Source organism: Pandoraea sp. (assembly GCF_004297875.1).
Taxonomy (GTDB): domain Bacteria; phylum Pseudomonadota; class Gammaproteobacteria; order Burkholderiales; family Burkholderiaceae; genus Pandoraea.
In genome coordinates this window covers 14,667-26,275 of sequence record NZ_SCSK01000046.1, presented here as the reverse complement: position 1 = coordinate 26,275, position 11,609 = coordinate 14,667, and the positions used below count along the sequence as shown (strand labels likewise).

General features: G+C 65.5%; 8 protein-coding genes. 3 read left to right on the top strand and 5 right to left on the bottom strand.

The genetic code is table 11. The features are described 5' to 3' along the window. Nucleotides 1-44 precede the first annotated feature (44 nt). A complete protein-coding gene (locus EPN80_RS13565; RefSeq protein ID WP_366468922.1) occupies nt 45-1,412 on the bottom strand; it encodes a diguanylate cyclase in 1,368 nt (455 codons plus the stop codon). 101 nt (nt 1,413-1,513) lie between these two features. Beyond that, nucleotides 1,514-4,969: a transcription-repair coupling factor gene (mfd, locus tag EPN80_RS13560; protein WP_293028081.1), complete on the bottom strand. Its 3,456-nt coding sequence runs from the start codon at nt 4,967-4,969 to the stop codon at nt 1,514-1,516. A 95-nt stretch (nt 4,970-5,064) separates the two neighbouring features. Between mfd and ispD the strand changes: the two genes are divergently transcribed. Then, nucleotides 5,065-5,781: a 2-C-methyl-D-erythritol 4-phosphate cytidylyltransferase gene (gene ispD, locus EPN80_RS13555; RefSeq protein ID WP_293028078.1), complete on the top strand. Its 717-nt coding sequence runs from the start codon at nt 5,065-5,067 to the stop codon at nt 5,779-5,781. Between the two features lie 8 nt (nt 5,782-5,789). Then, the gene (gene ispF / locus EPN80_RS13550; protein WP_293028075.1) at nt 5,790-6,314 is read left to right on the top strand and encodes a 2-C-methyl-D-erythritol 2,4-cyclodiphosphate synthase; all 525 of its coding nucleotides are present in this window, start codon (nt 5,790-5,792) and stop codon (nt 6,312-6,314) included. Between the two features lie 70 nt (nt 6,315-6,384). Here the strand turns inward: ispF and EPN80_RS13545 are convergent, their stop codons facing one another. Beyond that, a complete protein-coding gene (locus EPN80_RS13545) occupies nt 6,385-7,764 on the bottom strand; it encodes an amino acid permease (RefSeq protein WP_293028072.1) in 1,380 nt (459 codons plus the stop codon). A 307-nt stretch (nt 7,765-8,071) separates the two neighbouring features. Here EPN80_RS13545 and EPN80_RS13540 point away from each other — a divergent pair, with 307 nt between their 5' ends. Beyond that, nucleotides 8,072-8,545 carry an Lrp/AsnC family transcriptional regulator gene (locus tag EPN80_RS13540; RefSeq protein ID WP_293028069.1) on the top strand — a complete coding sequence of 158 codons (474 nt, stop codon included), beginning with the start codon at nt 8,072-8,074 and terminating at the stop codon, nt 8,543-8,545. Nucleotides 8,546-8,629: 84 nt separating this feature from the next. On the opposite strand, the gene EPN80_RS13535 is transcribed toward EPN80_RS13540, so the two are convergent. Together EPN80_RS13535 and EPN80_RS13530 are read right to left on the bottom strand one after the other, a co-directional pair. Continuing rightward, nucleotides 8,630-10,114, bottom strand: a complete 1,485-nt coding sequence (locus EPN80_RS13535; protein ID WP_293028066.1) for an MFS transporter — start codon at nt 10,112-10,114, stop codon at nt 8,630-8,632. Nucleotides 10,115-10,243: 129 nt separating this feature from the next. Further along, on the bottom strand, nt 10,244-11,590 hold the full coding sequence (locus EPN80_RS13530) for an MFS transporter (RefSeq protein WP_293028063.1): 1,347 nt from the start codon (nt 11,588-11,590) through the stop codon (nt 10,244-10,246). Nucleotides 11,591-11,609 lie beyond the last annotated feature (19 nt).

Below are 11,609 nucleotides of genomic sequence, written 5' to 3'. Positions count from 1 at the left end.
GAATTGTTTAGAAAATATGACAATGGCCCGCGATCGGGCGCGCCTCAGGCGCACTCGATGCGGTTGCGGCCGTTATGCTTGGCGCGATAGAGCGCCGTATCGCTGCGTGACAGTGCGGCATCGGCGCTGGCGTCGGTAGCGTACATGGCGGCCAGGCCAATGCTGACGGTGATCGGGATACGCCGGCCGGCATCGACGAAGGGCGTATTGGCGGTGCGCAGCTGGATGCGCCGCGCAAACCTGCAGGCCTGGGCGGTGCCGGTGCCGATGAGCACCACGGCGAATTCCTCTCCGCCGACGCGGCCGACGATGTCGCTCTCGCGCACCTGCGCGCGCAGCAGCGCGGCGAAGTGCCGCAGCACCGCATCGCCCACGGCGTGGCCGTAATTGTCGTTGATCGACTTGAAGTGGTCGAGATCGCACATCAACACGGCCGTTGGCGCGCTGGCGGCGCGCCGCATGCGCGCCAGCTCGGCGTCCATGCAGGTCATGAAATAGCGCCGGTTCGGGATCTGCGTGAGGAAGTCCATGGTGGCGAACTCCTGCAGCTCGGCCTCGATGCGCTTGCGTTCGGTCACGTCGGTGATGAAGCCGTGCCAGATCGTGCCGCCGTCGGGCAGGCGGCTTGGCCGCGCCGCCCCCTGGCGCCAGCGCAGGCCTTGCCTGGGCAGCAGCACGCGGTATTCGAGATGCCAGGGTTTGAGGGTTGCGGCTGACGCGGCCAGCGAGGCGCGGTAACGCGCCTGATCATCCGGATGGACGAGCCGGTGCAGGCACTCGGCATCGGCCATGACGTGCTCCGGCGTGACTTCGTACATGTCGCGAATACCCGCGCTGGCATAAGAGAAATGCCCGCGACCCTCCGGCCATTGGCGGTACTGGAACACCAGGCCGGGCACTTCATTGGTCAGATTGGTAATGAGCTCGACGCTTTGCTGCAGACGGTCCGACAGGCTGCGCATGGCAGAGATATCGGTGGTGGTGCCGATCATGCGCAGCGGCCGGCCGTCGGCATCGCGGCTGACCACCTTGCCGCGGCTGGAAATCCATTTCCAGTTGCCGTCCTTGCAGCGGATGCGGTGCTCCACCGTGTAGCTGTCGGTTTTACCGTCGAAGTGTGCCTGGATGGTGGCTTTGACATATTCCAGGTCGTCGGGATGCACGCGCGTGTAGCTCTCTTCGATCGCGTCGCTCAACTCGTGGGGCGCGTAACCCAGGATCGCCTTCCAGCCGGGCGAGTAGTAGATTTTGCCCGCACGCACGTCGCGATCCCAGATGCCGGTGCCGCTGCCGTCGATGGCCAACGCCATGCGCTGCGCGTCCTCCATGAGCGCAGGCGGTTCGGGCCGCGCTTCGGACCGAACCGGATCGTGCGCGGCGGCAACAGTATGCCGAGCGTCGTCTGGCGCCATGTGCATTTCCCCGATCATCGATACTGCCGATGACTGTGCTGCCAGCCACCGTCCGAGCCGCCGTGCGGGCCGGCTCGACCCGTTCCAGTCCCTGTTTTATTTTATTCGCGCGCCCCCGGACCGGCGAGCGCACGCAGCGTTTCCTTGATCTTGCCGACCCGCGCGCCCAATTCCGCAAGGGCTGTCTCGATGCGCAGCTTGTCCTGCCCGGCCAGTTTGATATGGCGGTCGCGCTGCACCAGTTCAATGATGCGCAGCGCATCGATTGGCGGGTCTGGAATGAATTGTAACGAAATAGCGGCTTCCGAGGCGTCGATTTTGGCAATTCCCAACGGTTTTGCGATCAGGCGCAGGCGATGTGTCTCGATCAGCGCCTGGGCTTGCGGCGGCAGCTTGCCGAAACGGTCGACCAATTCCTCCTGGAGCGTATCGATGGCTTCGCGCGAGGTGCCGTTGGCCAGGCGCTTATAAAGCGACAGGCGCTCCTGCACGTCGGCGCAGTAGTCGCTGGGCAGGATCGCCGGCACGTGCAGATTGATCTCGGTGGTGGCCGCCAGCGGGGCGGTCAGGTCGGGCTCGCGTCCGGCCTTGAGCGCCTTGACGGCGTCGGCCAGCATGTCGCTATATAGCTGAAAACCGATTTCGGTCATCTCACCCGATTGCTTGTCGCCCAGCACTTCGCCCGCGCCGCGGATTTCGAGGTCGTGCATCGCGAGGTAGAAGCCCGCGCCGAGTTCTTCCATCTGCTGGATGGCCTCGAGCCGGCGCTGCGCCTGCTTGGTCAGGGCCTGCGGGTCGTGCACCAGCAAATACGCATAGGCCTGGTGATGCGAGCGCCCGACCCGGCCGCGCAACTGGTGCAGCTGCGCCAGACCGAACTTGTCGGCGCGATGCATCAGGATGGTGTTGGCGGTGGGCACGTCGATGCCGGTCTCGATAATGGTGGTGCACAACAGCACGTTGGTGCGCTGCGTCACGAAATCCCGCATCACCTGCTCCAGATCGCGCTCGTGCATCTGGCCGTGCGCCACGGCGATGCGCGCCTCGGGCACCAGCGCCTCGAGCATGGCGCGACGGTTCTCGATGGTCTCGACCTCGTTGTGCAGGAAATAGACCTGGCCGCCGCGCTTGAGCTCGCGCAGTATCGCCTCGCGGATCGTGCTGTCGTCCTCGCGCCGCACGAAGGTCTTGATCGCCAGACGCTTTTGCGGGGCGGTGGCAATCACCGAAAAGTCGCGCAACCCCTCCAGCGACATGCCCAGCGTGCGCGGAATCGGCGTGGCGGTCAGGGTCAGCACATCGACCTCGGCGCGCAATGCCTTGAGCGCCTCTTTCTGGCGCACGCCGAAGCGGTGCTCCTCGTCGATGATGACCAACCCCAGGCGCTGGAATTTGACCTCGCTCGAGAGCAGCTTGTGCGTGCCGATGACGATATCGACCTGGCCTTCGTTGATGGCCTTGATCGAGGCCGAGATTTCCCTGCCGCTCTTGAAGCGCGACAATTCGGCGATGCGCACCGGCCATTCGGCGAAACGGTCGGCGAAGGTTTGCGCGTGCTGCTCGGCCAGCAGGGTGGTGGGCGCGAGTAGCGCGACCTGCTTGCCGCCCATAATCGCGATAAAAGCCGCCCGCAAGGCCACTTCGGTCTTGCCGAACCCCACGTCGCCGCATACCAGGCGGTCCATTGGCTTGCCGCTTGTCATATCCGCTATAACGGCGGCAATCGCCGCAGCTTGATCCGGCGTTTCCTCGAAACCGAACGAGTCAGCGAATTTTTCGTAGTCGCGCGGCGACATCTCGAACGCATGGCCGGCGCGCGCGGCGCGGCGCGCATAGAGATTGAGCAACTCGGCCGCGGTGTCGCGGATCTGCTCGGCGGCGCGGCGCTTGGCCTTCTCCCACTGGCCCGAGCCAAGTGTATGCAGCGGCGCGGTATCCGGATCGGCGCCTGAATAGCGAGAGATCAGGTGCAGTTGCGAGACCGGCACGTAAAGCTTGGCGGCGCCGCCGTATTCGAGATGCAGGAACTCGGTCTCGCCTTCGCCCAGGTCCATCCCGACCAGGCCCAGGTAGCGGCCGATGCCGTGCTGGCTGTGCACCACCGGGTCGCCAATCTTCAGCTCGGCCAGGTCGCGCACCATCGCGTCGACCGAGCTGACCTGTTCCTGGCGACGCCGCCCGGCACGCCGCACGATGCCCTCGAACAGTTCGTTCTCGGTGACTACCGCCAGGCCCTCGGCAGGAATCTCGAAGCCGGTAGCGAACGGCGCGACCGTCAGCGCGACGCGGGCGTCGCTGCCATGCAGGAATTCGTCGAGCGACTCGCATGCGGCCGGCCGAATATCGTACTCGTTCAAGAACTGCTGCAGGGTTTCGCGCCGACCTGGCGAGTCGGCGCACAGCAGCACGCGCTGCGGCGTGCGGGCCAGATAGGCGCGCAAGGCCGCCAGCGGATCGTCGGCGCGGCGATTGACGGCCAGCGGCGGCAGTGCCTGGGCCCAGGTGCCGTCGCCGACGGCCGGCAGCGCCAGACGGGCGAACGGCTTGGCGAAGATGAAAAAGTCTTCGTCGCGCAAAAACAGGCGCTCGGGCTCGAGAATCGGCCGCTCGCGGTCGTGCGAGAGAAAATTGAAGCGCTGGCGGGTGTCGCTCCAAAAGCGCTTGATGGCGGCGTCCAGGTCGCCGCACATCACCAGATGCGCGCCCTCGGGCAGGTAATGGAACAGCGTGGCCGTCTCGTCGAAAAACAGCGGCAGGTAGTACTCGATACCGGCCGACGGCACGCCGATGCCCAGATCCTTGTAAATCGGGCTGCGCGTCGGGTCGCCCTCGAACGTCTCGCGCCAGCGCGCGCGCGCGGCGGTGCGGGCTGCTTCGTCGAACGGAAATTCGCGCCCGGGAAGCAGGCGCACTTCCTTGACCGGGTAGAGGCTGCGCTGCGTGTCGGGATCGAACGCGCGAATGGTTTCGATCGTGTTGTCGAACAGGTCGAGCCGATAGGGCAGTGGCGAGCCCATCGGATACAGGTCGATCAGCCCGCCGCGCACGCAGTATTCGCCCGGGCGCATCACCTGGCTCACGTGCTCGTAGCCGGCCAGTGTCAACTGGGACTTAAGCGCAGCCTCGTCGAGCGTGTCGCCCTGCGTGAAGAAAAACGTATAGGCCGCCATGAAGCTGGCCGGCGCCATCCGGTACAGCGCCGTGGTGGCCGGCACCAGCACGATATCGCAGCGCCGGCTGCTCAGGTCGTGCAGGGTAGCCAGACGTTCCGAGACCAGATCCTGGTGCGGCGAGAAGGCGTCGTAGGGCAGCGTTTCCCAGTCGGGCAGCAGGCGCACGCGCGCGTCAGGCGCGCAGTGGCGCAGTTCCTGCAGCAGGCGCAGCGCATCGGTGGTGTTGGCGCACAGCACCGTCAGCAAGGGGATGGCGTTGCGATGGGCGGCGAAGTAGCGCGCGATGAGCAGCGCATCGGCGGAGCCGTGCGACCCGGCGAAGGCGTAGCGTTGACCACTTTTGACCAGTGCAAAAGGCAGTGCCGGGGTGTCGTTTTCAGGCATAAATACGAATTATTCGGAAGGCGGCCTGCGAAGAGGGCAGGCCGTATTATAAAATCCTCCCTTGTGTCTTACTCCCTTTTCTTATTCTTCTGACCGTGGCCGATCGACTTTTTGCCGTCATCCCGTGTGCCGGGACGGGCTCTCGCGCCGGCGCCGAGGTGCCCAAGCAGTACCGCAGCATCGCGGGCCGCGCCATGCTCCACTACACCCTGGCGGCGTTCGACGCCTGTTCGGAGTTTGCCCAGACCCTGGTGGTCCTGGCCCCTGACGACACTCATTTCGACGGGCGTCGCTTCGGCGCGCTGCGTTTTGCCGTCAAGCGCTGTGGCGGCGCCACGCGTCACGCGTCGGTGCTCAATGGTGTGCGCGCGCTGGCCGAATACGGCGCGCAGGACAGCGATTGGGTGCTGGTGCACGATGCTGCTCGCCCGGGCATCACCGCCACGCTGATCCGCACGCTGGTGGCCGCGCTCAAGGGCGATGCGGTGGGCGGGTTGCTGGCCTTGCCGGTACCCGACACGCTCAAGCGGGCCACTCCCGGCGACGAGCCGCGCGTGGCCGCCACCGAGCCGCGTGACGGCCTGTGGCAGGCGCAGACGCCGCAAATGTTCCGCCTCGGCCTGTTGCGCGAGGCGCTCGAGCAAGCGCTGGCCAACGGACAGAACGTGACCGACGAAGCCAGCGCGATCGAACTGATGGGGCACGCTCCCCGCTTGGTGCAGGGCAATCTGCGCAATTTCAAAGTCACCTACCCGGAAGATTTCGCGCTGGCCGAAGCCATGTTGCGCGAGCCTCCCAAGGAACCCCGATGAGCGCCACGATGTTGCCCAAACTCCGCGTCGGCCAAGGCTATGACGTGCACGCGCTGGTGCCGGGCCGCGCCCTGGTAATCGGCGGCGTGACGATTCCATACACCACCGGGTTGCTCGGCCACTCCGACGCCGACGTGCTGCTGCACGCCATTACCGACGCACTGCTCGGTGCGGCCGCGCTGGGCGACATCGGCAAGCATTTTCCCGACACCGACCCGACCTTCTACGGCGCCGACAGCCGCACGCTGCTGCGCGAGACGCTGCGCCGTGTGACCGAGGCCGGCTGGCACGTGATCAACCTGGACTGCACCGTGATCGCCCAGGCGCCCAAGCTCGGCCCGCATATCGCGGCCATGCGCGAGGCCATCGCCGCCGACCTGGGCGTGGCTGTCGAACAGGTCAACGTCAAGGCCAAAACCAACGAAAAGCTCGGCTACCTCGGCCGGCAAGAGGGAATCGAGGCGCAGGCGGTGGTACTGGTGGGGGGGCTGAGCCGCTCGCCGGCACGGCACATCGCAAAGTCGGCGATATGAAAAACGGGCGCCTCGGGCGCCCGTTTTCCTTGGGAGAAGCCGGCAGCGAGCCGGCAGCGGCGCGCGCGCCTTACCGCACCGAAACGCCGCCACGCAATGCGGCGCCAGGGCGCTTGAAGCGGTAGCTCACGGCCAGTACCACCAGCCACAACGGGATCAGGTACACCGAGATGCGCAGCTCGGGCGTCAGGTACATGATCACCAGAATGCCGGCCAGGAAGGCCAGGCACAGGTAATTGGTGAGCGGATAGCCCAGGCTCCTGAAGTTGGTCTGCAGGCCGGCGAGGCGTTTGTCACGGCGGAATTTCAGATGGATGATGCTGATCATCGCCCAGTTGATCAGCAGCGCCGAGACCACCAGGCCCATCAGCATTTCGAACGCCTTGCCCGGCATCAGGTAGTTGATCAGCACGCACAGCCCGGTCACCAGCGACGACACGCCCAGCGCCGCGAGCGGAATGCCGCGGCGATTGACCTTGAGCAGCGCTTGCGGCGCGTTGCCTTGCTGCGCCAGGCCGAACAGCATGCGGCTGGTGCAATACACGCAGCTGTTATAGACCGACAGCGCGGCGGTCAGCACGACGACGTTCAACGCATTGGCCACCAGATTGCTGTCCATCGCATGGAAAATCAGCACGAACGGGCTGCCGCCGGTCACGACTTTTTCCCACGGGTAGAGCGAGAGCAGCACGCTGAGCGCGCCGATGTAGAAAATCAAAATCCGGTAGATCACCTGGTTGGTCGCACGCGGAATGCTGTGCGACGGATCGTCCGCCTCGGCCGCGGTAATGCCCACCAGCTCGAGGCCGCCGAACGAGAACATGATCACCGCCATGGCCATCACCAGGCCGCTCACGCCATGCGGGAAGAACCCGCCGTGCTGCCACAGGTTGGCAACGCTCGCGTCGGGGCCCGCCTTGCCGGAGAACAGCAGATAGCCGCCGAACAGAATCATGCCGATGATCGCGGCGACCTTGATGATCGCGAACCAGAACTCGGTCTCGCCGTACGATTTGACGCTGGTCAGATTCAGCGCGTTGATGACGACGAAAAAGCCCAGCGCCGAGACCCACGTCGGGATCTGCGGCCACCAGTATTGAATGTAGATGCCCACGGCGGAGAGTTCGGCCATGCTCACCAGGATGTACAGCACCCAGTAATTCCAGCCCGAGGTGAAGCCGGTGAAACTGCCCAGATAGCGGTTGGCGAAATAACTGAACGAGCCGGCCACCGGTTCGTCGACCACCAGTTCGCCGAGCTGGCGCATGATGAAAAAAGCGATGATCCCGCCGATCGCATAGCCGAGCAGTACCGAGGGCCCGGCCATCTTGATCGTCTGCGCGATGCCGAGAAACAAGCCGGTGCCGATCGCGCCGCCCAGGGCGATCAACTGAATGTGGCGGTTTTTCAGGCCGCGTTTCAGTCCATCCTCTGCATTGTGTGAAACCATGTGTGCTCCTGTCTTCCTGCCTTTGAATAACCTTGCCTGCTTTGCCGGATCGACCCGGGTTTGGCGCGCCGCGATGGCGGTGCCGGGCAGGCATTATGCACGAAATAAAATTGCGGGTGCCAACCGGCTGTGCTAGGCGCGCAGTGCTCGGTTGTCCGCCGAAACCGGCTCGTGTCTCGCCAACAAGCTCGCCCATCGAGGCAAGCAGTTTATCCAGAGGGTTGGGAAATAGGCTCTCATTTGGTGCGCGGACAAACCCTAACTAATGAGATAAAATTTCCCGAAATACAAGAAACAGGAGGAGAAATTGCATAGCAACGAGCTCGACCGGGTTGACCGCCACATCCTCGACGTCTTGCAACAACAGGCCCGCACGACCAATCTTGAACTGGCCGACGCCGTCCAGCTCTCGCCGGCCCAGACCCTGCGCCGCCATCGCCGCCTGGAGGAAACCGGGGTCATCAAGCGTTATGAAACGAGGCTCGACGCCGCCAGCCTCGGCTTTGGCGTGGTCGCCTTCATTCACGTCACGATGGAGCGTGGCTATTTGCGCGACATGTCGAAATTCCAGAACCTCGTGGCCGAACTGCCGCAAATCCAGGAATGCTTCTCGGTGACCGGCGACATCGACTACGTGCTCAAAGTCGTCGCCCGCGATCTCAAGGACCTGTCGACCTTTCTGCTCGACACGCTGATGCAGATCCCCGGTGTGAGCGGCGTGAAATCAAGCGTTTGCCTGGACGAGGTCAAATGCACCAGCGCGTTGCCGGTGGCGGGGTAGCGAGGCACTCGACGTCAGGCAATGCCCAGCAGAAGACCCGGCACGAGGTACCACGAAGGTCGCTGCGCCGCCTGCCGTACCCGCTCAATCATCATCGGCGACACGCGACAGCGGCGCCGCGACTTCCTCCAGTGGCCGGCGTTCGGCGTCGAGACCCCAGCGTGCTTCGATGAGCGCGGCGGCCACCATGAGCGCCGCGCCGACCAGGTAACCGGTGAAAACGTCGCTCCGTTGATGGGTGGCGATCAGGTGGCCGAATACGGCCGGGCCGGCGATGCCGCCCAGCGCGGTGCCGAACGCGTAGAACACGGCAATCGCCAGCGCGCGGATTTCCAGCGGGAACGATTCGCTCACCGTCAGGTAGGCCGAGCTGGCCGCCGCCGAGGCGAAGAAGAAAATCACCATCCAGGCGATCGTCTGCGTCGTGAGCGTGAGCCAGTGCCGGGCGAACAGGTAGCCGCTGAGCGCCAGCAGCACGCCTGAGAGCGCGTAGGTCAGGGTGATCATCGTGCGGCGGCCGAGCACGTCGAACAACCGGCCGAGCAGCAGCGGCCCCAGAAAATTACCCAGCGCGAAAGGCAGCAGATACCAGCCGACGCGCGCACCGGGCACGCCGTAGAAATCGGTCAGCACCAGCGCATAAGTGAAAAAGATCGCGTTGTAGCAAAACGCCTGCGCGCTCATCAGCGACAGACCCACCAGCGCGCGCCGGCGATGGCGCCGGAACAGGGCATCGAACACCTCGCGCAGCGGCGTATGGCGGCGCGCGCGCAATCGCAGGCGCGCCGCCGGCGCCTCGTCCCACACGTGGCCGGCACCACGCAGGCGGGCCTCGATGTCGCCGACGATGGTATGGGCGCGCGCCTGCTCGCCGCGCAGCACCAGCCAGCGCGGGCTCTCCGGCACCCACGCGCGCATCGGCAGGATCACCAGCGCGAGCGCCGCGCCCACCAGGAAGCACGCGCGCCAGCCCCAGTCGGGCGGCAGCGCGCCGGGCGCCAGCAATACCAGCGAGCCGGCCGCGCCCAGGCCCGCACCGACCCAGAAAGTGCCGTTGATCGCCAGGTCGGTCCAGCCGCGCACGCGCGCCGGGGTGAATTCCTGAATGGTCGAATTGATCGCCGCATACTCGCCGCCGATGCCCGCGCCGGTCAGAAAGCGGAATGCGATGAAGCTCGCGAAGCTCCACGACAGCGCGGTGGCTGCGGTGGCCGCGAGATACAGCGTGAGGGTGACGAAGAACAGCTTGCGCCGCCCAAGACGGTCGGTGAGCCAGCCGAAGCCCAGCGCGCCGAGCACCGCGCCGGCGATATAGGCGCTGCCGGTCAGGCCGATCTGGGTATTGCCCAGGTGCAGGGCGGGGCTGGTGCGCAAGGCGCTGGCCACCGCGCCGGCCAGCGTCACTTCGAGCCCGTCGAGCAGCCAGGTGATGCCGAGCGCGACGACGATCAGGCGGTGAAAGCGGCCCCACGGCAAGCGGTCGAGCCGTGCGGGCAGGTCGGTGTCGATGATGCCCGAGGTGCGCGGGGATGCGCTTCGGGGCTTGGAGTGCGGCACGTGCGGGGGCATCGGTCTGCTCGAAGCGGCCGGCGTGACCGGCCATCGAACACGATGATAACAACCCGCGTCGGCAACGGCCGCCCGAGGGCGGCCAGCCCATCGTTGGCGGCAACCCGCTGGCGCGGGCCGCCGTCGCCTTCAGTCAGGCATGCCGGTGCCGCGCGTCTCGGGCAGGAACCACGGCAGGAAAATGCCCAGCACGTAGACCGAACCCATCGCCAGCGCCGCATGCGAGACGCCGCCGAACGATTTGATCATGGTGCCGGCGATGATCGGGAACACCCAGGCAATCAGGCGCGCCGCATTGAACACGAAACTGATCGCGGTCGAGCGCACGGTGCTGGTGAACAGCTCGCACGGATAAATGGCCATCCACACATAGGCGCAGCCCAGCGTGAAGAAGCCGTTGATCGGCGCGATGATCATCATCGCCTCGACACTGCTGGTCATCTTGTAGGTGATGATGGTGGTGGCCAGCGAGCCGATGAAAGTCAGCGACAGGAAAGTGCGCCGGCCGATCGCGTCGACGATGAAGCCCGCGACCATATAGGCGACGATGGCGCCCACGGTGTACGAGATCGATACCTTCGAGCCCCATGACACCGGATTGGCCACGCCTTCAGCCTTGGCCAGCGCAATGGAGTAGCCCGGCAGCCAGCTGGAGATGGCCCACCAGCCGACCGTCGTGACAATCGACAGCACCAGCAGAATCAACGTGCGGCGCAGGGCTTCGCGCTCGGTGAACAACTGCGTCAGCGTGAACGGTCGTTTGCCGGAAGCCGTCGCGGCGGCCGGCTCGGCGCCGGTTGCGCCCCAGCGCTTTTCGCGTACCGCGCGTTGCCATTTTTCCGACTCGTTGATGCCGCGCCGCAGGTACAGCACGGCGAAGGCCGGCAGCGCGCCCAGCACGAACATCAGACGCCAGGTGTCGGCGCCCATCGGATGCGTGCTCGACAGCGCATACCAGGCCACCGCGGCGATCAGCGTGCCCCAGCCGAAGCCCGATTGCAGGAAACCGGCGCCCTTGGCGCGCGCCCGCTCGGGCCAGGTTTCCGACAGCAGCGCGATGCCGGTGCTCCACTCGCTGCCCATCGCCAGGCCGGTCAGAAAGCGCAGCGAGCACAGCACCCAGAAACTCTGCGAGAACGCCGTCAGGCCCGAGAACATCGCGTACAGGAACACCGACCACAGCATCATGCGCTTGCGCCCGATGTAGTCGGCCATAATGCCGCCGACCAGTCCGCCCACGCCCCAGCCCAGCAGCGTGATGCCGATCACCGTGCCGGCGTAGATCGTCGGCGAGGCAGCCTGCGCGGGCGTGAGCACCGAATGCAGCATCGGCCCGAGTACGACCACGAGCGCCAGCGCCTCGTAGCCATCGAAGATCCAGCCCAAAAAGCTGGCCTTTAGAACGCGCCAGTGCATTGCTGTGAGGCCGCTATGCCAGCGCGAGCCGGCGCTTGCCGCCAAGTGTCCCTGTTCCATGTATGTCTCCTTCGTCGTT

Excerpts from the sequence above, each read along its gene's own strand:
- ispF (WP_293028075.1), top strand. The coding sequence starts at position 5,790 with ATGTTGCCCAAACTCCGCGTCGGCCAAGGCTATGACGTGCACGCGCTG.
- EPN80_RS13565 (WP_366468922.1), bottom strand. The coding sequence starts at position 1,412 with ATGGCGCCAGACGACGCTCGGCATACTGTTGCCGCCGCGCACGATCCG.
- EPN80_RS13530 (WP_293028063.1), bottom strand. The coding sequence starts at position 11,590 with ATGGAACAGGGACACTTGGCGGCAAGCGCCGGCTCGCGCTGGCATAGC.
- EPN80_RS13535 (WP_293028066.1), bottom strand. The coding sequence starts at position 10,114 with ATGCCCCCGCACGTGCCGCACTCCAAGCCCCGAAGCGCATCCCCGCGC.
- mfd (WP_293028081.1), bottom strand. The coding sequence starts at position 4,969 with ATGCCTGAAAACGACACCCCGGCACTGCCTTTTGCACTGGTCAAAAGT.
- EPN80_RS13545 (WP_293028072.1), bottom strand. The coding sequence starts at position 7,764 with ATGGTTTCACACAATGCAGAGGATGGACTGAAACGCGGCCTGAAAAAC.